This is a genomic window from Maridesulfovibrio zosterae DSM 11974 (assembly GCF_000425265.1).
Lineage (GTDB): Bacteria > Desulfobacterota > Desulfovibrionia > Desulfovibrionales > Desulfovibrionaceae > Maridesulfovibrio > Maridesulfovibrio zosterae.
Genome location: NZ_KE384342.1, coordinates 361,404 through 385,967, shown reverse-complemented (window position 1 = coordinate 385,967; position 24,564 = coordinate 361,404). Strand labels below are relative to the sequence as shown.

The window sequence follows — 24,564 nt, the reverse complement described above, 5'->3', positions numbered from 1 at the left end:
TAATACATATCAAAACATTAACAAAAACAACTATCCGTTATATGAAAAAAGTAACCTTAAAATTTTACGCATTTTATCTGAAAATATTTTTTCGCCAATCAATTTACCGGCAACTTTCTTATTCATTTCGGAAAGAGTGGGATATGGATGAACAGCCCCGGCAATAGTTGCCAATCCAACACCGCCATTAACGGCTGCTATCCATTCACTTAAGAATTCGCCGGCATGAACTGCTGCTATCTGGCACCCCAACGGTTTACCCTTCTTATCTATTAACAGCTTGATCCGCCCTTTTCCCTCTCCCTCAGCCAAAGCACGGTCATTTGCAGAAAATTCTTCAATCACAGTACGGTATTCTATACCTGCTGCCTGCGCTGCCTTTTCATTCATCCCAACACTTGCAAGCTCTGGGTCTGTGTAGGTACACCACGGCATCCATGTATAATCTGCTTTTCTAGGTAAATGAAATACTGCATTTGATATAACAATACCACCTTCATAACCGGCAGCATGAGTAAACCTATATTTTCCGATAACATCACCTGCAGCATAGATATTTTTAACTGATGTCTGCATACGGGAGTTTACTGCAACTGAACCACGATTCATTTCCACACCAATATCTTCGAGTCCAAGTCCTTCCGTATTGGATTTACGCCCCAAAGCTACAAGCAATTTATCCGCATAAACAGTATGTTGAACACCTGAAACTTCAAGAGAAACCTCTACCCCCTTCTCAAAATTCCTGACTCCACCAATTTTTGAACCAAGAATAAATTTTACTCCGTCACTTATCATTCCTTTCATAACAAAATCGGCCATATCCTGATCCTCTTTACTGAGAATCTGGTCACTGCGCTGAATAACTGTAACTTCGCAGCCGAGACGCTGAAACGACTGCGCCATTTCAACCGCAAGAGGCCCACCGCCGAGAACGATTAATGATGAGGGTAATTCCTTAAGTGAAAAAACATCCAGATTGGTAAGATACGAGACTTCAGAAAGCCCATTGATAGATGGAGCTGAAGGTGATGATCCGGTTGCAATTACCCATTTTCGAGCAGATACATCCCTACCCTTCAATATAATATTATGTTTACTTTTAAAAAAGCTATCTCCAAATTGAATATCTACCCCGAGAGATGTAAATCTTTCAACAGAATCATGGATTTGAATAACTGATATGACTTCGGCAATGCGCTTGGCCACTTTGGAATAATCAACAGGAGACAGATCAACAGAAGGCAGACCGAACTCTGCAGCTCTCCCCATCAGATGACGAACACGGGCTGTCCTGATAAGAGTCTTACTGGGCACACACCCATAATGCAGGCAATCACCACCAAGGCGATCTTCCTTTTCCACCAGTAAAACTTTAACGCCCAGCTGCGAAGCCCCTGCGGCTACAGTTAAACCGGCTGCTCCGCCGCCAATAACACCGAGATCGTAGTCATACTTAGCCATTTATTTACCGTAATTATATATTCAGCAAACCGCAAAAAGCTGCTCCGTATAATCCGCTTTCCTGATTATCATTCAAAAAAACGGGAATTCTTTTCAAGAGATCATGCATTGAACTTGAATCTAAAAATTCTTTCATAAACAAAGGATGATCAACTACAAATGGATTTTTAGCTATAATACCACCGGAGATATAAAGCCCACCCGTTGCACAGATACTAAGCGCATAATTTCGACAACATCTGGCCGTAAATTTTGCGTACCATTCTAATGTTCTGCCACCTTTAGCCATTTCTTTTGATATATCCTGAGGACTGATATCTTCTCCAGTAAGATAATAGTGAAGTACATTAAGCCCTCTGCCTGTCAAGACTTCATCACCATAACAATATGAAATACCACGCAGCTCTTTAACAAATCCGCAAAAATCAAGTTCAGCGTGAGTCTGAAAAGGAAAAGAGATATGCCCTGCTTCTGATGGCACTGAAACAAATCCTGCTGGAGGAACTGGAACAAGAGCGCAATGACCGAGTCCAGTACCAGCCCCGATAACACCGACAGCCCCTGTTGGGGAAATGTCTACGTCATGAATTACTTTACAACCATCAACTGCAGAAGTTCTGCATGCATATGCCTGTGCTGCAAAGTCATTAATTAATATAGCCTTCTTAAAGCCGTATTTCTCATATCCTTCTGAAAAATCAACGTCCCAGTCAACATTGGTCACATTGCAATATACTCCTCGAATAACTGGACCAGCCAGTGCAAGCACAACAATATCAAATTCCTGCGGAGAATAGGGAAAATCACTATGCGCCAGCATATCAAGAAGGTGCTCAAAACTTTTCGCTTCCTTACTTGATAGCCAGACAGTTTCATTCATAGTGATATGTCCGTCTGAATCAGTATCAAAAGCGGCAAATCGGCTATTGGTTCCGCCAATATCAACAGCTAAAACTCTTCCCATAACTCCTGCCTGTAAATTCGTATGTTAAGTATTTATGCAAGTACCCGTATACTCTTTAAATACATTAATACAATCGATGCAGCAAAGTAAATGCGCAATTCCCTATTTTTATTAAACCTCAAAGTCTGTCAAAAAATAGACAAAAAAAATACCGAAACTCCAGCCCGAACTATAAGGCCAGTGTTCCGGTATTGATTAACTTTAATGCCGGAGGATATTCTAATATCTATTATGATGCCTTAGCTTTCACTAAAGGGACTTCACGCAGAACCTTTTCTTTTGACTGCTTTTCATCCTTACGCATTTTAATATACTTGCGGGTGATATTGCGTAGAGCCTCAGTCTTGGCCTCACGATCCTCAGGACAAAGGAAGGCCACAAGCTTTCTTTCCAGTTTATATGGATTCTGTTCTTTTTTGATGGCAACAACCCCGTCCATAATCATTTTCTGATTAATCAGCTCATTACGGGTTCTTGAGCGAACTGTTTCCGCCATTGGCGCAAAAATCATATTGCTGAAAATAACCCCGTATAGAGTTGAAATAAAGGCAACAGGGATATGCTGGAGGATAACAGCCGGATTATCGATACCCATAAGCAGACCGATCAACCCTATTACAGATCCTGCTACTCCGAAAGCGGGTGCGTAACGAGCCATTGACTGGAAAATTCGTTCCGATTCACTACGTCTCATATGGAAAAATGACATTTCCGTTTTAAGGCAGTCTTTAATTTCTTCCTCTTCGAAATTATCCACTAACAGCATCAGAGCATTTCTAAGAAATGAAATTGTTGTTTTTTCCCCGGCTTTTTCAAGTGAAAGCATACCATCCATGCGAGACCTGACGCTGAGGTCAAGTAATGTATCAACTATTTCTTCATGTGTTGTAAGGCGTCCGGAATAAGCTACGTGAACAACTTTAAATGCTTCCCGAAGCTGTTCTACCGGATAACTCAACATAACAGCCACAGCCAGACCGGAGATAACAATAACCATCGCCGCTGCATTCCAGTAAAGAGCAATTCCACCGCTAAACCAGAAACTGGCCATGAAAACTATGGCAGAAATTACAACACCTGCTAAATTTTTCTTATTCATTACAGACCTCCTTATTTGGCATTACTTATGTCAGTATTGATCACAACAATCTCAACCCTGCGGTTATTGCCTGAAACTTTCCCCATCTCTCCGGGAAGTTCTGGAGCAGAATTACCTCTTCCGCTGACTATGATACGAACAGGATTGATAGATTTTTCGTTAATAAAATATTCAGCCACTCGTGCAGCGCGTGTAGCAGACAATTCAAAAGCTTTCTGGCGGCCAATCATATTAATATCACTGTCATCGGTATGGCCAACGATATGGATGGCATGATTGCTGGTTTTAAGCACTTCAGCCACTTCAGCAAGATATTGACGGGTTTTATTTTCAAAACTGCTTTTACCGGCAGAAAAAAAAGCATCCCCACGCATGACAATTTTAAGCTCTCCGCCCTCTTCCTTCATACTGACAGCACCGTCATCACTGCGATACAAAACATCCTGAGGGGTCATGATCACACTGGTAGTACTGCTCATGGCATCGCGATGAAACGAAATCATTTCAATCAGATCCTTAGCTGGATTATTTGAAACCTCTGTCTGGGCATTCCCTTCAAAAATAACTTTGATATTTTCTTTGGACTGGCTGTATATGAACAGCACTACAAACAAAACGAACATGACCATCATCAAATCAGCCCAAGGCACTGACCATCCGTTCATACCGGATGTGTCTGCATCATTGGAATCGAAGTCCATAAGTTCAAGTTCACTTTTTAAATCGTCAAATTTCATACCGGACTCCACAGTCTGATTGATTAAAAATAAAGTGGATAAAATTATCAATCAACATCAAGCAAAGGTAATGCCAATTGCTTAATCGTCGGATATTATAAGGGTTAATAAAGATATAGCGAATGCTAGAAAATGAAAAAGTCAAAAATAAGACATAAACGGTGATGCACAAGAAAAAAGGCCCACCTGAATTCAGGTGAGCCTTATGAACATCAACTTTACTTGTCACTATAGATCAATACACAATCCATCCTGTGCCATTATAATCTTATCCGGTTTACTTTCAACCAGCCCGGCAAATTCTCGAGTATCTTCTAAAAATTTATGCAGTTGAAAATCATCAAGAATCGGCTCCTGATGGAAAAGGCAAAGTGTTTTCACTCCTGCAAGGCCGGATAATTCTACAGCAATAATATTGTTGGAATGTCCCCAGTCTTCTTTAATGGAGTTTGCTTCAGCAAATGAATATTGAGCATCCATAATTAGCAGATCTGCATCTCTGAAAAAATCTACAAAATCTTTATCATTTAGAGCTGTAGCGCTCTTATGTTCGCAATCGGTTGAATATACAGCAGACTTGCCATTTTTTTCAAACCGGTAACCAAAAGAACCGCCGGGATGATATTGAGCTTTAACTATAATTTTCACTCCGCAAAGCTCAAACTCCTGTCCATTTTTAAGCCGCGTAAAATCAATTTTGGAACCAAGGTGATCAAAATGGACAGGAAAACCCGGTTCACTTTGCTGATTGCGCAACGCTTTTTCAATTCCGGGATGCCCACCATAAAACGAAATATGATTTCCGGGTACATAGGCTGGAACAAAAAATGGAAACCCCTGAAGGTGATCCCAATGGAGGTGGGAGATAAGAATATGATAATGAGCTCCGGACCTGCCCTGCCGCTCTTCCATGATTTTATTGCCCAGATCACGCAAGCCAGTTCCGCAATCGCAAATTATATATTCGTCATCAGCGCCTTCAATCTGAATGCAAGGAGTGTTCGTACCGTAAGAAGCCCGGACAGGAAAAGGAAGTTCGTTATCAATAAAAGAATCAAGATCCGTTGTTGAATCAACACCTTTTTCAATAGCGATTTCAAGAGCTGCTTTAACTTTAGCCCTTGATCTCTCAGCATTGAATGTGGCAGGGAGGGAACCTCTTGCTCCCCAGATACAAACCTTCATTGAGTTCTCCTATTATGAAATTTAATTAATTATTACCTGTAGAACCAATAAAGGGCAACAATTCTATTCAAAAAAATAACAGGTAATAAACAGAACTCTAAATCATGACCCCTTTAACTTGTGTGTATATTTTAAAAATACCATCTCTATTTTATGCAACATGAATTGACCTTTTAATTAAATAAGGTCAATTTTATTCAACAAAATCACAGTAAATATAAATTAAAGAGAAATACTAATGAATATATACTCAACAATAAAACCACTCATTCTAGGTTCAGGATCACCTCGCAGAAAGGACCTGCTACAATCGGTCGGCCTTAAATTTGTGACAAAACCAGCCACATGCGAAGAACCTGCCCCCATGCCGAATCAAGACCCCGAAGAATACGCATCACAAATGGCTTTGGTGAAAGCTGAAAACGTTGCCGCAGCAAATCCGGGTAATTATATTCTGGGCTCAGATACAATTGTAGTTAGGGATCAGGATATATTAGGTAAACCGAAAGACTGCATAGAAGCATATGAAATGCTTAAAAGCTTATGCGGCCGCACACATAAAGTTATCAGCGGCTGCGCATTTATATCTCCAGACGGTGAGAAATTAAGCTACACAGTAGCGACAGATGTTGAGTTTATTGATTTTAATGAAACGATCATAAAAGCATACGCTAATTGCGGTGAACCAGATGATAAAGCCGGAGCATACGCAATTCAGGGCAAAGGTGCTTTTCTGGTTAAAGGCATAAGCGGATCATACACCAACGTAGTAGGCCTGCCCTTAGCGCGGGTTATTGAGACTCTGGTTCAATGGGATGTTGTTGTTCCGGGGGATGGATAAACTACTAGAATTATGGAATGTTAACCAGAATCAAAGGCATCGAAATGATGCAATTGATCAGGCGGATGCAGTTCCACATAAGTCCCCCACAGCTGAAACTAGATTAATAATTATAACTAGTTAAGATAAATATACGATTATCAACGTAGTCGGGTTGCCCTTGGCACGGGTGATTGAGACACTGGTTCAGTGGGGTGCTGTTGCTTGGGAACCTCACTCCATTTATGGCTACAATTAAAACAGAATACACTATAACTATAGGATAAAAAAATGGAAAAACATCCAGTTGAAATCCAGATAGAAAAAGCTGATAAGGCAATAGTTGCAGAAGATTTTGACACCTTGGTTAATATCTACACCGAGAACGCAGTACTTGTGATTGAACCCGGCAGAACAGTCCAAGGCAGAGAGGCTATCCGCAAAGCTTTTGAAGCAATTGCCAAATACTTTACAAACGGACTTCAGGTTAAGCAGAATGGAATGACTATTCTTGAATCCGGAGACACGGCTCTGGTACTTGCCAACACAATGGTTTCTGCTCCTAATTTACCTGAGACTGAACGCAAGGCTGTATACGTTTTTAACAAAACTCAAAACGGCACATGGCTGTGCTCCATAGACAATTCCTATGGGCATGACATCATATAAAAGAACCCAGTTATTGTTTTCTTTCAGAGACAGCACACTACAATAACTTATAAAGATAACACAGTTCATTTCAGGGCAAAGGTGCTTTTCTGGTTAAAGGCATAAGCGGATCATACACCAATGTAGTCGGATTGCCTTTGGCAAGAGTACTTGAGACCTTAGTATCTTACGGAGTTATAATTCCGGGTGATGGGTAAAAAATCGTACATTCGGGGTGTTTTACTTGGGTGTTTCCCACGGGATTCCCACTGGGTAAAATAAGCGAACTGAATAGTTTGTTTAAAAATACGCCATCATAAGACTGAGAATTCGTTGTCTTATTCAACCGAAGCCAGATCTGACAGCAAATACAAAAAATCATGTTTCAAAGAACTACAAAACCCATCTAAATCAGGAAACAATGTCGTTGAACTTATATTCATTTTTTTTAAACGGTCTATGCATTCTTTTCTAAATTCGGCTTTAAAAACGATTTTAAAAATTGGTCTATTAGACAGGACGTATTCTTCAAATATTTTACCATAACTTCTTTGGTAAGTTGTAACTGCCGTGAATAAACCTTGCTGTGCTAGTGCTCTTTGATGCACAAATTTTGGTTCGTATGTGACGAAAAATCTATCCCGGTATTTTCGCAATTTTAATATATCCTCATCTTCACTGTATAGAGGTCCTGTAGTTGGATAATAGTTTTCGTCCGCACCAGCTAGCCTTCTAGGATTTAAGCAGAACACTGCAAAGTCCGAATTTGCATGATCAGCTGCAAAAAAACAGGCTACATATGGAGAAAAACTCCAATCTAGTAAGCGCGTAGGAGCTCCATGGTGCTGCATCAACGACAACCACTCTAATTTATCATTCTTTTCTGGTGCGTTAGAAAGAAAGAGACTAGAATGAGCTTTAAACTTTTCTAACAAATGAATTTCATATTGCCCTTTGTCTTGATCGGTAATCTCGTAATCTTTAAAAGTACGCTCTAGACTGCTTTCTAAACCCCACTTTGCACAAGACTGGCCTCGATATATCCAATCTCGGTATGTATGTTCTCTAATAAGCTCTTCAAATTCACTCCAGCTTGAAATTATGTCTATTGTCATCTTATTTTTTGAGAAATCAAACATATTTACTCTTCTCCTTATCCAAACATTCTAGAGTGATATTGAGAGCACTCCTCGCATTCTGAAACAGTATTGCTAAAATTCAATAGAGAGGTATGTGTGGTCACTAACTGATTTAATTACTGAATATTTTTTAACTTCAATCTTGGTCTCAGAAAGCCGCCCGCTGCTTACGAAACAGTAATCGATATGGTATCCCTTCTCTAGATTTTTGTGCATGTAAAAAGTGTTAAACGTTTCTTGTCCCATGTCTTCATTGTTCTGATGGTGGTATACGCTATGGATATTATGGACTTTTAAAAGTTCTACAACATCTTTAAAATTTTCAGTTTTTTTGTCCTTATCGAAATTGATGTTCCAGTTAAAATCGCCAATGATGATTGTCTTTTCATCAATCAAGTTCTGGTAGTACTGGAGTGCTCTGTACACTTGGCCTATATAGCGTTGATTCCTATCTTCTTTGCATAGCATCGCCCAGACTGCGAGGAGCATAAAATCTTCTTCATCTGTGGTGACAGTAACTGGAGCTATATGGCGAAATTTATCTGTATATGATTCATGTAGGGACAATTTCATGTCCGAGAATGAATATATCCCTAATCCTTTATTGAGATTGTCACCGACCCAGACCGCCTCAGCGCAGGATAAGTCATATTTCTCAAAGTTAATTTTATCTGGGTGCTCGCTTTCAGGAACAACAAATATGTCCGGTTGTTGTATCTGAATAGGCTCCAGTTTCTTTCTTAGAGCCATTTGGCAGTTCCATGATATGATTTTCATATGTATGGCTCTGTGGTCATTATTTCGTTTAGTCGAGTGAAAAGTCTTTTGATGAAGATAGTTAATTTTTTCAATTATTTTTCTTGTCAGCACGTAAACTTTTTCTTGAGTATTTGTTTCAAAGAATCCATATATCCACCCGATAGCAATCCCGTCATTATGTTAATACTCCTTTATTACTGAGAAAAGGCCAGTTTCTTTTGCTTTTGTGAAGCCTGTTCCAGCTGCTGAAATTTCATTTTCATTCCAGCTCCCAGCTGGGTAGAAACCTAATTTTTCAACAGTTGTTTTGTTTTTAACTACTACTGCTCCATAGGGTGCGATTACTTATATTGCTTTGCACATCCAATTAAAGAAAAAATAGTAAAGCTAAATGAAATCCTCCTCGTGCCCCCCCCCCACAGGATACCCTCCAAATTTTACCACCAAAATTTGAAGGAGATTCATGATGGTCATTTATTATGACCCGCTATTTCAGAGATTGTATTGGTCTGCCAGTGTGGACCAGAGGATGGTATGAAACCATGTATGCCGAATAGTGGTTAAACAGGACAGCTGAGGCCCCTATCCCAACGCAACATCAAGGGTCATCATCACTGCGAACCCGAGAATGCACCCCATGGTAGCTTGGTCTCCGTAACCAGAAGCCTGCGACTCCGGAATAACCTCCTCCACCACAACAAAAATCATGGCTCCGGCGGCAAAGGCCAGCGCATAAGGCAGAATGGGTCTGGCGATAATGACTGCCGCCGCACCGATAACCCCGGCTATAGGCTCCACAAATCCTGAAGCCTGCCCGTAGAAAAAACTCTTCATCCGCGAAAAACCGATCCGACGCAGAGGGACTGAAACCGCTGTTCCTTCCGGGAAATTCTGGATACCTATACCCATGGCAAGTGCAATGGCTCCGCCGATAGATGCTGTATCATGTCCCGCACCAACTGCTCCGAAGGCCACACCAACAGCCAGCCCTTCCGGGATGTTATGCAAAGTGATAGCGAGCACCAGCAGGATGGAACTATTCCAGTTGGTCTCAACCCCTTCCGCCTCCGAACGCGGAGCATTGATGTGCAGGTGCGGTAAAAATTTGTCCACCAGTCGCAAAAACACTGCACCCATAATAAAGCCAACCGCAGCCGGCACAAACTTGAACGGCCCCATATGCTCACTCATTTCAATAGCCGGAGCAAGGAGCGACCAGTAACTGGCGGCAATCATTACCCCCGCGGCAAAACCGAGCATGATATCTAACGTACGTTTACTGATATCCTTGCCGATGAATACCACCGCTGCTCCAAGAGCAGTCAATCCCCATGTAAATAAGGTAGCTATCAGAGCCTGCACAACTGGTGAAAGGGTCATGAAATAGTTCAAGTTCAACCTCCTGAATGGAGTAATACAAACAAAGTAGCGAGGTTAATAATACCATGTTTAAATTTCGCTTCAAACACATACCGCGAAGCCTTGATGTTAGCACAGTCAAACTCTGTTTGGCCACATTTCCATGGACTTCACATCACCTGCCTCAAACACCACTCTCAGGCTCTTGGGGTGTTTAATTTTTAAGCAGTTTATTGCTGCAAAAGAATCGGCATGCTAAAGTAAGGTTGAAAACTTATAAAAGACAAGTATGTTGCGCTTACGTATACATTTTTTATAATCTCGGAAAAATTGGCTTTAATCAACTTAGTTTGCTCAGGACTGTAATAAAATAACATAAAAGACTGTTTATCCGTTATGCAGTACTTATAATGATGTCTGATCGAAGGGATAAAAAATGAGTTGTCACTGGAAGATTAAATCATTCAAAATTTTAATAATCATTCTTTTGCTTGGTATAGTTGTAAACGCCCAAGCTCGTAAACTTACTATTTTTGTAGATAACTGGCCTCCATATAATTTTGAAAAGAATGATAAGATTGTTGGAATCAGCACGGAGTTGATAGAAGCAGCATTGCAAAAGGCTAAAATTCCATACAAACTTGCAGTATATCCCTTTAAACGAGCCCTAATTACTGTGCAACGAACTCCAAACACTATGCTTTTTACAGTGGCTCGTGTTCCACAACGAGAAGACATGTTCGCGTGGATTGGCCCCATACATCCCAGAAGGGTATATCTTTATAAATTAAAAAGTAGAACTGATGTTCAAATCGACGAGATAGAGGATATTAAAAAATATTATACAGGTGTCCTCTCAGGAGGATCAGTTGAACAGTTTTTTAAGACCAACGATTTTCATGACCATAATTATTATTTAGTTAGTGATTCTGAACAATTATTGAAAATGTTATTTAAACAACGAGTAGATCTCATCCCGGGAGACCCCTTGGACTTGGCCTATCAAATGAATAGTCAGGGGTACAAGTATTCAGAGCTTGAAATTGCATATCTACTATCTGAGGAAGGCGGTTACTACATGATAGCGAACAAAAACACTTCTGCTAAGCTCCTTGCGAAGATACAGAAATCTTTAGAAGAGGTTTTAGCAACAGGAGCCAGAGATCGGATTATAAATAAGTATATTAAATAACTATGACTCAAGTATCGCCTTTTATCAAAAAGTCCCTCACAAATTGGCAAGCACTTCTAGGTCACAGCCTACAATCGCCTTCAGATTACAGGTAACTTTCTCCGGTTCCCAATCCCACCATGCAATCTTGAGTAATTCAGCAATAACATCTTCATCAAACCGACGCCGAATTAATCTGGCAGGATTTCCAGCAATAACGCTGTACGGAGGAAAATCTTTAGTCACTACGGATTTTGCCCCCACAATACTCCCATGCCCAATACTCACGCCCGGCATTATGGTTGCATCGTATCCGATCCAGACATCATTTCCTATACAAGTATCCTTTACCTCGGCAGACAAACTTTCTGCAGGAACTCCAGATTCCCACCCTGATCCAAAAATAAAAAATGGATAGGTTGAAAATGAATCTAAAGCATGGTTTCCACCATTCATTATAAAAGTTGTCCTTCTGGCAATTGCACAGTACCGCCCGATAATCAGTTTATCGCCTATAAAATCAAAATGGTATAGAATACTTTCAAAAAAATGCTCTGCTCCATCAGGATCATCATAGTAAGAATAATCACCAATAATCACATTAGGATCAGTGCAATAGTTTTTTATAAAACTAACTTGCGGGAATCCCTCGACAGGATGTTTTGTATCAGGATGTGGTCCATTCATAAAAAAGTCTATAGATCAGGATATTACTAATAACAAGATAAACAACCGCACATATGTGAATAGTAGAACAAAGCTTTTTATTTTTTAAATATGCAACTAAAGATGCTGCCTTAACATTTTACTATATATCATACATAAACAGAGCTATATTTTGTATACATGAAGATATAATTACTAACCAAATTTTAGTCTACATTAATATCAATAAGTTTTGCTTTTTCACATCACACTATGGTAACATTTAAGAGAATCAGTTACCGTTATCTCTTAAAGAAAGTATTAATAGTGCAGTTCATTCATTTTAATCTCATAATTACAAATTATGAATGTCCGGAGAAAAAATGTTCAAAAATATAGTGGTTATTTTTTTAACCATAATACTAATATATTCCTTATTTCCTAAAGATAGCACGGCTAAAGATGTAGTCCGCATAGCTGAGAGTCAATCCGGTTTAGATATGCGCCATTTCTATCTAAATGCAGTCTTAAACAAAGCCTTGGAAAAGACAAAAAACTCGTATGGTAATTTTGAAATCAAAATGACAATTTCAGATGCGCAACGCGAAAGAGCTTTGCTTGAACTTATCAAAGGCGAAAAAATTAACGTCCATATTGCAGCAACGCAAAAAAAATGGGAAGAAAATTCCATTCCCATACGAATTCCAATATTAAAAGGTCTTCTCGGCTATCGCCTTTTGCTGATCAAGAGTCAAAATCAAGATAAATTCTCGTCAATTAATTCAGTTGAAGAACTGAAACAATTAAAAGCAGGACTCAACCTGCATTGGACCACAACCAAAGTTATGTCAAAACTTGGCTTTAATATTATTAAAGGTGGTGCATATGATGGCTTATTTAAAATGCTTATGCGTGATAGATTTGATTATTTTCCACGAGGAGTAAATGAAGTTTTCGCCGAATTTGATTGCAGAAAAAAGCTTATGCCTGACCTGAAAATTGAGCCAAGGATAGCTTTGTATTTGCCACAACCTACCTATATTTTCGTTTCTCCCAAATACCCTCAACTGGCAAAAAGAATCGAATCCGGACTTCAAATAATGCTAAAAGATGGTAGTCTCGATAAATTATTCTGGGAATTTAATAAATCAAACATAGACAAAGCAAACCTTAAAAATAGAACTATTTTCAAATTAGAAAACCCTCTTCTTCCTCCAGAAACACCATTTGACCAAAAACAGTTGTGGTTTAACCCATTAGAAAAACCTGTAAATTAGCTGCCCGACATTAATTCCACTCACAAATAAAAATTTATCTTTACCAATTTAGTTAGCTGCCATACTATATGCCAGCAAATTAATTTAGGAGTAACAATTGTTTTACCTGCTTGAACAACCAACGGACGAAGAATTTCAAGAAATGGACAATAGATACGAAGAAATGAATCCTTCATCTGTTAAAGCGACTGTCACACTCCTCAAAGCTGGCAGCGACCTTCTGACCGGGTTTGAACAACTGCTTAAACGGTACGGCCTTTCACAGGGGCGTTTTCTGATACTCATCGTAATGAATAGAAAACCAGACATAAAAACTACCCCTTCAATCCTTGCCAGACAGGTTGGTGTTACAAAAGCCACTATGACAGGATTGATTGATGGTCTTGAAAAAAGCGGTTTGATCAAACGATATCACCATGCCCAAGACAGAAGAAAACAGGATTTATTGTTAACCAAAGCAGGTAAAGATCTTCTGGCTAAAGTCCTACCTGATTACTGGTCACGTATCAGAGATTTGATGGAGGACCTTTCAGAATCAGAAGAAATGCTATTGGTCAATCTTCTTGCTAAAATTACAAACAGATTGTCGTACTTAACTGATTAAGAATACGTTCACATGGAGAATTAAAATGAATAAAGCTGTACAGATTACAGAATATAAAAAAAAACATGCTCAAGAAGTTCTGAATTTGATCGTATCTATTCAGAAAGATGAATATAACCTTCCAATAACAGCCTCCGACCAACCGGATCTGATGGATATTGAAAATTTTTATCAGACGAATTCAGGAAATTTCTGGGTAGCAGAGCATGACAGCCAAGTTGTCGGCACTCTATCCCTTCTGGACATTGGAAATAAAGAGGGGGCGATGCGTAAAATGTTTGTTGCTCCGTCATACCGTGGTATGCCGCACAAAGTTGCAAAACAGTTACTTGAAATATTATTATCATGGGCAAAGGAAAAAGATTTCAAAAATATTTACCTTGGCACTACGACCAAATTTATGGCAGCCCAAAAATTCTATAAAAAAAACGGTTTTGATGAAATATTGAAGACTGAACTTCCATCGAATTTCCCGATAGTGAAGGTAGACACCATTTTTTATAATTATAAACTTTAAAGTGAATTTAGTCATAGCACCACTACAATTTATTTATAAGAATTACCTCAAAAATATGTTTAAATATATTATCCCTACACAATTTATGCAAGGATAGTATATTTACATGAATAGCACATAGATCAATACAAACTACAACTTGCCACTCTTTCTTAATTTACTGATTTCATCTGAAAAATATTTTGCAAGATTATAACAACCACTTCTCTCAAGTCTGGAAGAAAGGTGTATTTGTAATTTTTCTGCTTCCACCAAAAGCTCTTTACGCTTATCATGCTCTACCAGAAATGACTGTGTTATCAATTTCTTTATATCGATAAAAAGTTGCTTTTCCAAAGACTCGCCAGGACCCACTAAAGTTTGCTTTTTCTCTACAGTAGATGATATTTTGCCATCCTTTTTGTCTTTTTCCCATTGCCTCATTTTGGCCTCAGCCATAAGATCAAACGCGTGCATTATTTTGCCTGCCTCCTATGCAGTTTTATGATACTGCTATCCACGTAAGACAGAGTTAAGTCAAAACCTTCCGGACGCATAAAGAATGAGATGAGCTTACCAGTCAAAGAGGAAAACTCTTCGACAAATTCTTCGGTAATTATACTCTTAAAAGGAGATTTCATATTTGGATAATATTCATAAATTGTACCTGTCGCTGAATCTGCCTCTTGAGTAATATCAACCAAAGTTGTCTTCTTAAAACCAGCGTTAGTGAACATCTCCTCAGCCGCCAACCTAATTTGATTTCGAACAGTGTCTTTTACCATCTGAACCATGAACTCTCCTTTTTGTATTCTAAAAATGAATTATAACTTCATTTTTAAAAGTGAACTTATAATTCATTTTTGTTTCTGTCAATTTCAAAAAAGCGGTAGACATAGCATGCTAATAAATGAGCTAGACTAATCGCAAATGCATATTATCTTGCAATAAATATCTTGAGAGCTGTTTTTTACACTGCTACAACTGTGAATAACTAATCTTGCTTCAGTTTGTTTATTTTAAGCAACGAAGTAATTGAATCGTCATTAGATCGTCATTAACTCTTTTACACTTAATATTATGCCTAAACCTGTCTTTACAACAATATTTAGAGGCACTGTTATCTGGGAAGTACGCCTGTTACAGCAGAAACTAAAATCTGAAGGGATTGAGGCTTTTGTAGATGGTGAAAATATAACTGCTATACGTCCGCACCTTTCGCAAGTTGATGGAGGAGTTGGACTTCGTGTATATACAGGAGATGCTGAACGAGCTGTTGATATACTGCAGTCTTTACAGCATAAACAAACGAAAGACCCAATATGCATAGGTAAATGCCCCGAATGTGGCAGCACTAAAATCATGCGTATACCCTGGCCTCAAGGGATTGCCATCTTAGCTGCCCTTTTCATTGGAATACCATATCTATTTTGTAGTCGCCGAAAATGTAACGATTGTGGCCAAATATGGTGGGAATAATTTTTTTCATGCTCAAGAATCCTATTCTCTCACTGCAAACCCCACTGGATCAAAAAAAATATGGTATAGTCCACTAAAAATACCGTAAACAACACGACCAGACCATTATTTGTTCTTTTACAGGCACAGTTTTTTACACTGACATATTCATCATAAATAATCATTAATTTGAAATATTTAGGAGAAGATTGATGCGTTTTTTTATTCTGGCATCAATGTTGTTAATGATCATATCTCCATCACAGTCATTAGCAGCACAAAAACTTTCAAATGTGGGTATCCACATTTTCTCTGCCACATACAGCCCCACCAATAGTCAAATCAAAGGAATTATCTGGTATCCCACTTCGGCTGAAACACACAAAAGGGTCTTTGGGCCTTATAAATTGGAAGTGGCAGAAGATGGAATGATTGAAGCAGGAAAACACCCACTGGTTGTGATCTCACACGGCTCTAGAGGCAGTCATATGGGACACCGTGACACTGCCATATATTTGGCTAACCGAGGGTATATGGTTGTTTCTCTGCTACACCCAAAAAACAACTTCTTAGATGATTCTGCGGGCAGAACTAGAGACAATTGGATCAATCGCCCGCAACATGTTTCAACGGTGCTGGATTGGATCTTGAAAAACACTGCATACGCACACTCAATCGACGATAAAAGAATTAGCATAATTGGCCATTCAACAGGAGGGTATACAGCATTAGCTCTGGTCGGAGGACTACCGGATATGAGCGGTATTACTGCTTATTGCGAAGATCAAAACGATGCGACCAGATTTTGCGGCATATATGATAGTTTCGACCTTAAACGACAGAGAGTGCTCTCTAGTACACAAAGAAACAAAAAAGATCCTTTGGGATATTTCAGGGATACGAGGATTAAAGCAGCCGTTTTGATGGCCCCTGTAGGCGTATTGTTTCGTGACAAAACATCATTGTTAAATGTTACGGTTCCAGTTTTGATATTTCGTGCTGAAAAAGACGACATTCTACTCTATCCATGTCATGCAGATGCAATTAAACGAAAGTTGCCTTTGCAATCGAAGTGTATCGTGGTCAAAAAGGCTGGACACTACTCTTTTCTCGCGCCATTTCCTAAGGACAGAAAAACAATTGTCGGTGCTCCTGCAGAAGACCCCTATGGATTTGATCGCATAGCATTTCATAAAGAGATGAATGAGGAAATTGTAAAATTTCTAACCGATTCTCTAGGGCATTAAATAAATTCAGAAAAGGACAAATTCTGCCAGACTGTTGGAGGTTGAATGTACTGCAATAATCTGTAAAAAGATTCAGTATGGGAGTCTATCACAAAGACCATACACATCTTCTGTCCTCAAGCCATTGCCGGCTTGGCTGCTCTTTTCATTGAAAACCCGTATTTATTTTGAAGTAGCCGAAAATGTAAAAATTGGGACCCAATATGGTGGGAATATTTCTTCCACGAAATAGACCTACAGACAGCATTTAAAATGCATAGGAAAAACAATGGAAATTATTGATCTCACGCACCTCATCACTAATGATATGCCTGTTTATCCGGGCACAGAAAAGCCAAAATCAGAAGATGTTTTTACCATTGATAACGATGGTTTCCTAGAACATAAGCTCACTTTATTTTCACATACAGGCACACATATTGATGCTCCGGCCCATATGCTTAAAGGGGCCCGTACTCTTGAACAACTGGATATTAATCAATTTTGTGGAAGTGCTTTTGTCCTTGACTGTACTCATAAAAAAGATAGAAGAATCTGCATTGACGATATGATTCTTTTTGAAGCTGAATTAAGCACAAATGATTTTGTAATCCTGAACACAGGATGGTCCCAAAATTGGGGAAAAGACAAATACTTTGCTGACTACCCAGGACTGACTCCGGAGGCTGCAAGCTGGCTTTCAGATTTCAACCTTAAAGGGATCGGGGTTGACACCATCTCTATTGATCTGCCGGAAGAAAAAGATTTCATAATACACAAAATACTTCTCGAAACTGGAATGATCATAATTGAAAATTTAACTAACCTGCATCTCCTCCAAACTGACGACTTTATATTCTCTTGCCTTCCTATAAAATTTAAAAATTCTGATGGTTCACCGGTACGTGCAATTGCTATAAAAACACCTAATTTATAGATGTCATTGAAAATAAAATCTGTTGAGCTTTATCAAGGCCAATGCTAATTTATAAAATCAATAACCAGTCGATTTGTAATATATTTTTATGAACAAGGTTCTCATATGATTGAAAATAAATCACAATCAGGATTAAAAAAATCCTCACTGATCAATAAAAACATCCCCGAAATTCTCTATCGCTTTTTTGATAGCGCCAGCCATATAGCAATAATCAAAGATTCTGATTTCAAGTATTTAAATATAAACACACTTTTTTTAAATCTTCTCAAAATAGACGATCAGTCTAAAATTATTGGCAAAAAAGACTCTGAAGTTCTTAAGCCTTTTGCCTCCGCAGAGCAGATTGAAGCAATCGAAGCTTCAGATCGAAAAGCAGCAAATCTTCCGACCGGACAGTATGTGGTTGCTGAGGGAAGTTTATTATTACCGAATAATCAAAATATTATATTTTACTCCAAAAAATTTCCTATTAGAGACGATTCTGGAAATCTACTTGGAATAGGTATTCTGAGTTCAGATATAACTGAATTTAAATCCTATGAACAGAAACTCCAAGAATCCAGTGAAAAACTTGCTCAGTGGATCAAGACACAAGATAAGACTATCCACGAATCAAACGTGAATCTGCAATTTATGCAGCACGTATTTGATAATACCCTTGATGGAATCATTATTACTGATAAAAAGGGAAAAGCGCTTCAGATAAACCCGGCTTTTACAGAAATAACAGGGTACACCTTAGACGATATAAGAGGTGAAAATCCGCGAGTTCTTAAATCCAATTACCATGAACCGGATTTTTATAAGAAAATGTGGGAGACAATTGAACAGACCGGATTATGGTCTGGAGAATTATGGAATAGACGCAAAAGTGGTGAGATATACCCACAAAGATTATGTATCAGTGCAATCTATAATTCTGACGGTGAGATTACTCACTATGTAGGTGTAAATAACGACCTGAGTGAACTCAAACGCAAAGAAGATAAAATTCACTTTTATGCCTATCATGATGTTTTAACAAACCTACCTAATCGGAAGCTGTTTACTGACAGATTGAGAAGAGCAATTGAAAAAGCTAAGAAAAATAACACTCAGATTGCCCTTCTCTACATGGATCTTGATGACTTTAAAAAGGTCAATGATTCTAAAGGATATAATGTTGGAGATAATCTCCTTAAACAAATCAGTGAACGTCTCAAATCCACACTGAAAGATTCAGACCTGCTTGCACGTTTAGGAAGTGATGAATTCGCAATAGCTCTTATCAGTTGCGAAAATATGAATAGTATTATCAGTTTCGCACAAAAAATTAATGAAACGATGCAAAATCCTTTTATAATTGATGGTAGCGAAATCTTCATTAACTCCAGCATTGGTATTGCCATTTTTCCTGAAGATACAGAATCCCCTGACCAGTTGATACTACATGCTGACACAGCCATGCATCAGGTAAAAGGAAGCAGGCTTGATAATTTCAGATTTTACACTTCCCAGATGAAAGTCATGGCCCAGCGTAAAATTGACATGGAATCGGCCATACGCAAAGGACTTGCCAACGGTGAATTTGTTCCGTTTTATCAGGCAAAAGTAAGCTGTGAAACAGGTAAAATCGTAGGAATGGAAGCATTAGCCCGATGGGTTAAGGCTGATGGAAAAATAGTTCCGCCATCAGAATTTATTACTCTTGCTGAAGAACTAAACCTGATTCACGAACTGGATAGCAGTATAATCAGGCAAGCGGTTAAAGATATGACGATCTGGGAATCTGCAGGTCATGATAATCTTATAGTCTCAGTCAACGTCTCAGCAAAAGAACTGGAAGACCCGAACTTTGCAAGCACAATTTTTGAGATATTAGACACAAGTAACATCGCTAAAGAAAAACTTGAAATTGAAATAACAGAATCTCTACTGATGAACGATGTAGAAAAAAATACACATATTCTCGATAAATTATGCTCGTCAGGAATTTCATGTTCAATTGATGACTTTGGTACTGGCTACTCTTCTTTAAGCTATTTAAAAAAACTGCCTATTAAAACATTAAAAATAGACGGATCTTTTGTAAATGACATCATGAATGACCACAATGATTTAGCTATTGTGTGTGCCATAATAAGTATGGCTAAGCACATGGGACTAAAGGTTGTTGCAGAGGGAGTTGAAGATCTGGATCAGGTCGAGCTCCTAACTAAAGAAGGATGCGATCTTATTCAAGGTTACTACTATAGCAAGCCTATTCCCAAAGATGAGTTTCTTGATTTTTTAAATGCTGAATAGGAGACTTATTCAGCATAAACAGAAACCCCACTGTAAAAACCCTCCCTAACCTGAAAAACCCTACCCTCATATACTAACTTATAAGCCGTAAATACAAAGATTCCCCCGTTTACAGATCCTTACTATCTGCTAATAATGTAATTGAAGAATGAGAAAATATTCTAATAAGCATTAAGAAGGAGAAAGAGATGGATCTTGAATCAATTACTAAAGTTACACAGGATATAGTTCTTACTGGAAACAAACCAGCAAAAGAAGTGGCTCAGACTATCGGAAAGCCATATTCAACTTTACTTAGAGAAATAAATCCATTTGATGATAATGCAAAACTTGGTGCAGGAACACTACTTGATATTCTAAAAGCCACTAATGAAGTAAAACCACTTGAGTATATTGCACAATCCATTGGCTATACTCTTAAGCCCAGAACAAATTAATAATGAATATATTAAATATCTGACTTGAGGATGATTCGTTATAACGATTCTTCCTCAAGTCACTCTGGACTTTTGAGGCTGTAAAGTAGATAATAGCCGCATGAAAAATTTAAAGATAAACCTTACCAAGATTGCAACTCTTGGTCCTGTCGGTTTCCTGCCTAAGGCACCGGGAACATGGGGATCAGCAGCTGCAATTATAACTGCTCCATTCCTTTTTTTTCCACTCCCTATCCCTTTAAGATTCATTGTACTGGGCCTTTTGTTCTATTATGGTGCAATGGCCTGTTCTGCTGCTGAAATTGAGCTGGGAGAAAAAGACCCGAGTTCAGTCGTCATTGACGAAGTTCTCGGCCAATGGATTGTTTTTTTACCCTTCCCCGGAATAGTCTCCTGGCATGTTATCGCCGGATTCATCCTTTTTAGAATTTTCGATATTTTTAAGCCCTGGCCTGTAAGAGCATCTGAAACATGGCTAAAATCAGGCTATGGAGTCATGATAGATGATGTCTTCGCTGGAATTTATGCTATGATTGGAGTAGAATTACTCAGATATCTGACCTAATTTTATCCATCATCCCGGACAGCAGACCATTTCAAATTCTGTATAAAATTTAATTGTAGACATAAAATAGTTTTCTGGAAGCAGACTGAATTCTCTGGTTTATTTTCTGAAAAGAAGACTTCTACACCTTGGTTCAAAAAAATTATAGCAAAAAAATACCCCCCATCTCTCAGTAAGAAGAGATGGGGGGGTATATTTATAAATACTTGAAAGACTAATAAGTTAGTCTGAATTGTGCTCTTCTATTCTGTGCCCATGCAGTTTCGTTATGACCCTGGTCAATAGGATCTTCTTCACCAAAACTTACAATACTGAGCCTCTCTGGAGCAACACCGAGCAGGATAAGAAATTCATACGCAGCGCGAGCGCGACGTTCACCAAGTGCAAGGTTATATTCTTCAGTACCGCGTTCATCACAATAACCTTCGATAACCATGGTAACATTATCATATTTTTTAAGCACTTCGGCTTTAGCCTGCAACAATGGACGATACTCTTCTTTAATTTCGAATGAATCAAAATCAAAATGAACCATATTGCCAAGTTCAACAATAGCATCATTAAACTCTTTCTTTGCTGCCGCAGCCATCTGCTCTTCTTTAAGCGCCTGCTCCTGAAGAGCTTTTTCTTTTTCCAGTCTAGCCTGTTCTTCAAGCCGTAACTGCTCATTATCCTTTTGCTCAGTCATTCTCTGCTCGACAGCTGGGCTGGCAGGGGAAGACTCAACACGCTTTTTAGAACATCCGGAACCTATTCCGGCCAACAGTACAAACGCCAAACACAAAATTATAGCTCTAGCTTTCATTTGCCCTCCTGATACAGGAACTTTAAAGGACAGGAGTTTGTCCACGCCTTGTGAGAATAGCACTCTAATTTATAACTTCCAATATTTCGACACTAAAGTGTTTTGTAAAAAAATCAAGTCATGACTGCAACAAACCTGTTAAAACAAGATTTTACTATGATTTTCCTGCCTTTCCCCACGCAGGAGCCATGGCAATACCACTTCCAGTTGGAACAAGCTTTGCTGAATCTCCATGCCTTGTTGTCATATAGATCTGATATTTACCTGTTCTGCTCGAAGAAAAGGCTAAAAAATATCCGTCAGGACCAAAAGCAGGGTCTTCATCATTCCCTGGTCCGAAGGTAAGCTGGCGCTCCCTTCCGCTAGTCATGTCATGAACAAATATTCGATGCCCAAGCGGAGTCTGACGGGAAAAAGCTATATACCTTCCATCAGGACTGATAGTAGGATTTGTATTATATTTCCCTTCTGTAGTCACACGGGTAACTGCCCCACTCTTCAAATCAAGCATAAAAATATGCGGATTACCGAACCGTGCAGAAGTAAAAACCATCTTATCGCCGGTACGATCAAAATCAGGTGAAACTTCGATGGCCCAACTCTTAGCAAGAGCTTTTTTAGGCTTGTATTTACTACTTATCAGAAAAATGTCTGAATTACCGTTCATGGTAAGAGTTGCAGCGATATCACCGTCAGGTAGAAAAGTAGGCCCGATGACGGTATTTCCCGGCAGACTCTTTTGATCAATTCTACCTGTTGCACTATCCCACACACACAGCAAATGCTGACGGGATCCCAATCTGGTAAAGATCAATTTATTCCCATCAGGCGACCAGTTAGGGCTTAAATTCACGCCACCTAACGCACTTATTTGCCGCAAATTACGCCCTTGTGGACTGACAGTGTATATCTCTTTATTCTTACCAACCTTACGGACAAAAGCTATTTTTGACTCAAAGAAACCATCGCGCCCGGTTAAAACACGCATAAGGTGGGAACTGAACCTATCAGCAATGCGTGGAAGCATCTCTTCAGTTACCATGGAATATTTCTTGCCAAGAATAGTGCGTCCATTAAAAGTTCCAATACAACGAAGCAGAAGATTTTTCTCACCATTCGGGCGAATTTCCCAGCCAGTTGTTATTGCCAAATCCACCTTGGACAGCCTCAGTGGCTTCACGTCAATATCACCGGGACGGACTCCACGCGACGGATCTCCGCCAAGAATATCTGCTATGGGAACAATATTCAGAAATGGCAGAAAAGTAAGATCCTTGGAAATTTCAGCCGCAAACATTGCAGACTCAGCAGGAAGTGGTAAATTGCTTTCTTTTGAATCTTTATACTTTCCTTCAGGAACTGTTTTAGGAGGAAGTAAAATAACATTAACTTTACGTTGCCCCGGACCGTAAATATCTATTGTGAGAGAATCACCAGCCAGAGCATTTCCAGCTTTAAATAGACTGAACATGACCACTGAAAATAAAATCAGTGTCACTCCCATTATTTTTAAATCAAATATTTTTTTCATAATTCCAAACCAGACTTACTGATCAAAGTCATGCAGATTAAAGTTTACAACGAGAGTTCTGATGGAGGTTCCAGGAGGTTTAGGCAAAACCTCTGTATCTCGTAATGCGGTCATCACGGAATCATCAAAATCAACGTTACCAGATGATTTCAGCAACTTGATATTACTAATCTCCCCAGTTGACTTGAGCTGAATCTGCACCTGTGCTTCAAGGTTTTGTTTCTGACCGAACACAGGATAACGCCAATTTTTGCGGACTTCTTCTTTTACAATTGAAGCGTAAACCTGAACAAGCCCTGAAGCCCCAGATTCACCGTCAGCAGAACCTGAAACAGCCGTAGATTCTGCAGTTCTAGCAAGATCAGCTAAATCACTGGCAACAGCTTGTCTCTCTGCCTTCTCCTGCTTTTCAACAATTTTTGCCAATGCAGCCATATCAGCAGCAAAGGCATCTTCAGCACTAACTTCAGGCTTCTTGGGTTTTACTTTTTTAACAGGAGTTTTTTTCTCCGCTTTCTTAGTGACAGGCTTTTCTTTCTTTACAGATTTATCAACTTTTTTTTTCGGAGAATGAGTTGTTTTTACCTTTTTAGGTGAAATCTTTTTCACTTTAGGTACTGCTTTAGGTTTTGGAGCTGCTTTAGGCTCTGGAGCTTTTATAGCTTCAGGCTTGGCTGCAGGAGCCACTTTCGGTTTTGCTGCTGGAAGAGCAACAGATTCAGGTTTAGAAAGCTTTGGTTTAGCCGGAGATGATTTTTTAACAACTGGAGCAGCCGGGATAGAAGCAAGGCTGACCAGATCAACATTGTATACAGGCATATCTAATGAAATTTTCACAGGAGGAGAAACCGACCATGATAAAGTCAAAAAGACAAGTCCTGCATGAAGCAGTAATGAGATGAAAAGACCAATGATTTTCATCAATAAATTAGCCCTGTATATTAGTAATATC

26 protein-coding genes and 1 pseudogene are annotated in these 24,564 nt (G+C 39.0%); 13 read left to right on the top strand and 14 right to left on the bottom strand.

Annotation, left to right across the window (positions count from 1 at the left end; translation table 11 throughout):
• Positions 1 to 30: 30 nt before the first annotated feature.
• The 5 genes from H589_RS0113295 to H589_RS0113275 form a co-directional block, all read right to left on the bottom strand.
• Positions 31 to 1,464, bottom strand: a complete 1,434-nt coding sequence (locus H589_RS0113295; RefSeq protein WP_027722475.1) for a dihydrolipoyl dehydrogenase family protein — start codon at positions 1,462 to 1,464, stop codon at positions 31 to 33.
• A gap of 13 nt (positions 1,465 to 1,477) precedes the next feature.
• Positions 1,478 to 2,428: a glucokinase gene (locus tag H589_RS0113290; protein WP_027722474.1), complete on the bottom strand. Its 951-nt coding sequence runs from the start codon at positions 2,426 to 2,428 to the stop codon at positions 1,478 to 1,480.
• Positions 2,429 to 2,657: 229 nt separating this feature from the next.
• The gene (locus H589_RS0113285; RefSeq protein ID WP_027722473.1) at positions 2,658 to 3,527 is read right to left on the bottom strand and encodes a motility protein A; all 870 of its coding nucleotides are present in this window, start codon (positions 3,525 to 3,527) and stop codon (positions 2,658 to 2,660) included.
• An 11-nt stretch (positions 3,528 to 3,538) separates the two neighbouring features.
• The gene (locus H589_RS0113280) at positions 3,539 to 4,264 is read right to left on the bottom strand and encodes an OmpA/MotB family protein (RefSeq protein WP_027722472.1); all 726 of its coding nucleotides are present in this window, start codon (positions 4,262 to 4,264) and stop codon (positions 3,539 to 3,541) included.
• Positions 4,265 to 4,492: 228 nt separating this feature from the next.
• A complete protein-coding gene (locus tag H589_RS0113275; RefSeq protein ID WP_027722471.1) occupies positions 4,493 to 5,449 on the bottom strand; it encodes an MBL fold metallo-hydrolase in 957 nt (318 codons plus the stop codon).
• 238 nt (positions 5,450 to 5,687) lie between these two features.
• Between H589_RS0113275 and H589_RS0113270 the strand changes: the two genes are divergently transcribed.
• From H589_RS0113270 to H589_RS20675, 3 genes and pseudogenes are all read left to right on the top strand, one after another.
• Positions 5,688 to 6,290, top strand: coding sequence for a Maf family protein (locus H589_RS0113270; protein ID WP_027722470.1), 603 nt, complete (start codon positions 5,688 to 5,690; stop codon positions 6,288 to 6,290).
• A gap of 270 nt (positions 6,291 to 6,560) precedes the next feature.
• A complete protein-coding gene (locus tag H589_RS0113265; RefSeq protein ID WP_027722469.1) occupies positions 6,561 to 6,938 on the top strand; it encodes a YybH family protein in 378 nt (125 codons plus the stop codon).
• Positions 6,939 to 7,018: 80 nt separating this feature from the next.
• Positions 7,019 to 7,135: pseudogene (locus H589_RS20675) on the top strand (septum formation inhibitor Maf); the annotation flags it as partial.
• 120 nt (positions 7,136 to 7,255) lie between these two features.
• On the opposite strand, the gene H589_RS0113260 reads toward H589_RS20675, so the two are convergent.
• From H589_RS0113260 to H589_RS0113250, 3 genes are all read right to left on the bottom strand, one after another.
• The gene (locus tag H589_RS0113260) at positions 7,256 to 8,056 is read right to left on the bottom strand and encodes an FRG domain-containing protein (protein ID WP_027722468.1); all 801 of its coding nucleotides are present in this window, start codon (positions 8,054 to 8,056) and stop codon (positions 7,256 to 7,258) included.
• Between the two features lie 72 nt (positions 8,057 to 8,128).
• On the bottom strand, positions 8,129 to 8,833 hold the full coding sequence (locus tag H589_RS0113255) for an endonuclease/exonuclease/phosphatase family protein (protein WP_027722467.1): 705 nt from the start codon (positions 8,831 to 8,833) through the stop codon (positions 8,129 to 8,131).
• 564 nt (positions 8,834 to 9,397) lie between these two features.
• Complete coding sequence (locus H589_RS0113250) at positions 9,398 to 10,195, bottom strand: ZIP family metal transporter (RefSeq protein ID WP_245577150.1); 798 nt, start codon at positions 10,193 to 10,195, stop codon at positions 9,398 to 9,400.
• Positions 10,196 to 10,610: 415 nt separating this feature from the next.
• On the opposite strand from H589_RS0113250, the gene H589_RS0113245 reads away from it, so the two are divergent.
• A complete protein-coding gene (locus tag H589_RS0113245; protein ID WP_027722465.1) occupies positions 10,611 to 11,366 on the top strand; it encodes a substrate-binding periplasmic protein in 756 nt (251 codons plus the stop codon).
• 36 nt (positions 11,367 to 11,402) lie between these two features.
• On the opposite strand, the gene H589_RS0113240 is transcribed toward H589_RS0113245, so the two are convergent.
• Positions 11,403 to 12,032, bottom strand: a complete 630-nt coding sequence (locus tag H589_RS0113240; RefSeq protein WP_027722464.1) for a CatB-related O-acetyltransferase — start codon at positions 12,030 to 12,032, stop codon at positions 11,403 to 11,405.
• A 341-nt stretch (positions 12,033 to 12,373) separates the two neighbouring features.
• Here H589_RS0113240 and H589_RS19800 point away from each other — a divergent pair, with 341 nt between their 5' ends.
• The 3 genes from H589_RS19800 to H589_RS0113225 all read left to right on the top strand — a co-directional run bounded on the left by H589_RS19800 (position 12,374) and on the right by H589_RS0113225 (position 14,388).
• Positions 12,374 to 13,267, top strand: a complete 894-nt coding sequence (locus H589_RS19800) for a type 2 periplasmic-binding domain-containing protein (RefSeq protein ID WP_051249749.1) — start codon at positions 12,374 to 12,376, stop codon at positions 13,265 to 13,267.
• Between the two features lie 97 nt (positions 13,268 to 13,364).
• Positions 13,365 to 13,871: a MarR family winged helix-turn-helix transcriptional regulator gene (locus H589_RS0113230; RefSeq protein WP_027722463.1), complete on the top strand. Its 507-nt coding sequence runs from the start codon at positions 13,365 to 13,367 to the stop codon at positions 13,869 to 13,871.
• A gap of 25 nt (positions 13,872 to 13,896) precedes the next feature.
• Positions 13,897 to 14,388, top strand: coding sequence for a GNAT family N-acetyltransferase (locus H589_RS0113225; RefSeq protein WP_027722462.1), 492 nt, complete (start codon positions 13,897 to 13,899; stop codon positions 14,386 to 14,388).
• A 132-nt stretch (positions 14,389 to 14,520) separates the two neighbouring features.
• Here H589_RS0113225 and H589_RS0113220 read toward each other — a convergent pair whose 3' ends face one another.
• Complete coding sequence (locus tag H589_RS0113220) at positions 14,521 to 14,844, bottom strand: hypothetical protein (protein ID WP_027722461.1); 324 nt, start codon at positions 14,842 to 14,844, stop codon at positions 14,521 to 14,523.
• Positions 14,844 to 15,161, bottom strand: coding sequence for a TetR/AcrR family transcriptional regulator (locus tag H589_RS0113215; RefSeq protein ID WP_027722460.1), 318 nt, complete (start codon positions 15,159 to 15,161; stop codon positions 14,844 to 14,846). Before H589_RS0113215 ends, H589_RS0113220 begins: the two co-directional genes overlap by 1 nt.
• A gap of 286 nt (positions 15,162 to 15,447) precedes the next feature.
• Between H589_RS0113215 and H589_RS0113210 the strand changes: the two genes are divergently transcribed.
• The 6 genes from H589_RS0113210 (at position 15,448) to H589_RS0113185 (ending at position 21,276) form a co-directional block, all read left to right on the top strand.
• Positions 15,448 to 15,846 carry a putative signal transducing protein gene (locus tag H589_RS0113210; protein ID WP_027722459.1) on the top strand — a complete coding sequence of 133 codons (399 nt, stop codon included), beginning with the start codon at positions 15,448 to 15,450 and terminating at the stop codon, positions 15,844 to 15,846.
• 191 nt (positions 15,847 to 16,037) lie between these two features.
• Positions 16,038 to 17,072 carry an alpha/beta hydrolase family protein gene (locus H589_RS0113205; protein ID WP_027722458.1) on the top strand — a complete coding sequence of 345 codons (1,035 nt, stop codon included), beginning with the start codon at positions 16,038 to 16,040 and terminating at the stop codon, positions 17,070 to 17,072.
• 268 nt (positions 17,073 to 17,340) lie between these two features.
• Complete coding sequence (locus H589_RS0113200; RefSeq protein ID WP_027722457.1) at positions 17,341 to 17,988, top strand: cyclase family protein; 648 nt, start codon at positions 17,341 to 17,343, stop codon at positions 17,986 to 17,988.
• 105 nt (positions 17,989 to 18,093) lie between these two features.
• A complete protein-coding gene (locus tag H589_RS19795; RefSeq protein WP_051249748.1) occupies positions 18,094 to 20,274 on the top strand; it encodes a sensor domain-containing protein in 2,181 nt (726 codons plus the stop codon).
• Positions 20,275 to 20,462: 188 nt separating this feature from the next.
• Positions 20,463 to 20,711, top strand: a complete 249-nt coding sequence (locus H589_RS0113190) for a phage regulatory CII family protein (protein WP_027722456.1) — start codon at positions 20,463 to 20,465, stop codon at positions 20,709 to 20,711.
• A gap of 100 nt (positions 20,712 to 20,811) precedes the next feature.
• Positions 20,812 to 21,276 (top strand): phosphatidylglycerophosphatase A family protein, encoded by a 465-nt coding sequence (locus tag H589_RS0113185; protein WP_027722455.1) that lies wholly within the window; start codon positions 20,812 to 20,814, stop codon positions 21,274 to 21,276.
• Positions 21,277 to 21,490: 214 nt separating this feature from the next.
• Here the strand turns inward: H589_RS0113185 and pal are convergent, their stop codons facing one another.
• From pal to tolA, 3 genes are all read right to left on the bottom strand, one after another.
• Positions 21,491 to 22,081 carry a peptidoglycan-associated lipoprotein Pal gene (pal, locus tag H589_RS0113180; RefSeq protein ID WP_027722454.1) on the bottom strand — a complete coding sequence of 197 codons (591 nt, stop codon included), beginning with the start codon at positions 22,079 to 22,081 and terminating at the stop codon, positions 21,491 to 21,493.
• Positions 22,082 to 22,235: 154 nt separating this feature from the next.
• Complete coding sequence (locus tag H589_RS0113175; protein ID WP_245577148.1) at positions 22,236 to 23,612, bottom strand: protein tolB; 1,377 nt, start codon at positions 23,610 to 23,612, stop codon at positions 22,236 to 22,238.
• Positions 23,613 to 23,627: 15 nt separating this feature from the next.
• Complete coding sequence (tolA, locus tag H589_RS0113170; protein ID WP_027722452.1) at positions 23,628 to 24,533, bottom strand: cell envelope integrity protein TolA; 906 nt, start codon at positions 24,531 to 24,533, stop codon at positions 23,628 to 23,630.
• Positions 24,534 to 24,564: the final 31 nt, after the last annotated feature.

Excerpts from the sequence above, each read along its gene's own strand:
- H589_RS0113220 (WP_027722461.1), bottom strand. The coding sequence starts at position 14,844 with ATGCACGCGTTTGATCTTATGGCTGAGGCCAAAATGAGGCAATGGGAA.
- H589_RS0113260 (WP_027722468.1), bottom strand. The coding sequence starts at position 8,056 with ATGTTTGATTTCTCAAAAAATAAGATGACAATAGACATAATTTCAAGC.
- H589_RS0113205 (WP_027722458.1), top strand. The coding sequence starts at position 16,038 with ATGCGTTTTTTTATTCTGGCATCAATGTTGTTAATGATCATATCTCCA.
- H589_RS19795 (WP_051249748.1), top strand. The coding sequence starts at position 18,094 with ATGATTGAAAATAAATCACAATCAGGATTAAAAAAATCCTCACTGATC.
- H589_RS0113185 (WP_027722455.1), top strand. The coding sequence starts at position 20,812 with ATGAAAAATTTAAAGATAAACCTTACCAAGATTGCAACTCTTGGTCCT.
- H589_RS0113200 (WP_027722457.1), top strand. The coding sequence starts at position 17,341 with ATGGAAATTATTGATCTCACGCACCTCATCACTAATGATATGCCTGTT.
- H589_RS0113250 (WP_245577150.1), bottom strand. The coding sequence starts at position 10,195 with ATGACCCTTTCACCAGTTGTGCAGGCTCTGATAGCTACCTTATTTACA.
- H589_RS0113255 (WP_027722467.1), bottom strand. The coding sequence starts at position 8,833 with ATGAAAATCATATCATGGAACTGCCAAATGGCTCTAAGAAAGAAACTG.
- H589_RS0113225 (WP_027722462.1), top strand. The coding sequence starts at position 13,897 with ATGAATAAAGCTGTACAGATTACAGAATATAAAAAAAAACATGCTCAA.
- H589_RS0113215 (WP_027722460.1), bottom strand. The coding sequence starts at position 15,161 with ATGGTTCAGATGGTAAAAGACACTGTTCGAAATCAAATTAGGTTGGCG.
- H589_RS0113270 (WP_027722470.1), top strand. The coding sequence starts at position 5,688 with ATGAATATATACTCAACAATAAAACCACTCATTCTAGGTTCAGGATCA.
- H589_RS0113245 (WP_027722465.1), top strand. The coding sequence starts at position 10,611 with ATGAGTTGTCACTGGAAGATTAAATCATTCAAAATTTTAATAATCATT.
- H589_RS0113290 (WP_027722474.1), bottom strand. The coding sequence starts at position 2,428 with ATGGGAAGAGTTTTAGCTGTTGATATTGGCGGAACCAATAGCCGATTT.
- pal (WP_027722454.1), bottom strand. The coding sequence starts at position 22,081 with ATGAAAGCTAGAGCTATAATTTTGTGTTTGGCGTTTGTACTGTTGGCC.
- H589_RS0113190 (WP_027722456.1), top strand. The coding sequence starts at position 20,463 with ATGGATCTTGAATCAATTACTAAAGTTACACAGGATATAGTTCTTACT.
- H589_RS0113285 (WP_027722473.1), bottom strand. The coding sequence starts at position 3,527 with ATGAATAAGAAAAATTTAGCAGGTGTTGTAATTTCTGCCATAGTTTTC.
- H589_RS0113275 (WP_027722471.1), bottom strand. The coding sequence starts at position 5,449 with ATGAAGGTTTGTATCTGGGGAGCAAGAGGTTCCCTCCCTGCCACATTC.
- H589_RS19800 (WP_051249749.1), top strand. The coding sequence starts at position 12,374 with ATGTTCAAAAATATAGTGGTTATTTTTTTAACCATAATACTAATATAT.
- H589_RS0113240 (WP_027722464.1), bottom strand. The coding sequence starts at position 12,032 with ATGAATGGACCACATCCTGATACAAAACATCCTGTCGAGGGATTCCCG.
- H589_RS0113175 (WP_245577148.1), bottom strand. The coding sequence starts at position 23,612 with ATGAAAAAAATATTTGATTTAAAAATAATGGGAGTGACACTGATTTTA.
- H589_RS0113295 (WP_027722475.1), bottom strand. The coding sequence starts at position 1,464 with ATGGCTAAGTATGACTACGATCTCGGTGTTATTGGCGGCGGAGCAGCC.
- tolA (WP_027722452.1), bottom strand. The coding sequence starts at position 24,533 with ATGAAAATCATTGGTCTTTTCATCTCATTACTGCTTCATGCAGGACTT.
- H589_RS0113265 (WP_027722469.1), top strand. The coding sequence starts at position 6,561 with ATGGAAAAACATCCAGTTGAAATCCAGATAGAAAAAGCTGATAAGGCA.
- H589_RS0113280 (WP_027722472.1), bottom strand. The coding sequence starts at position 4,264 with ATGAAATTTGACGATTTAAAAAGTGAACTTGAACTTATGGACTTCGAT.
- H589_RS0113210 (WP_027722459.1), top strand. The coding sequence starts at position 15,448 with ATGCCTAAACCTGTCTTTACAACAATATTTAGAGGCACTGTTATCTGG.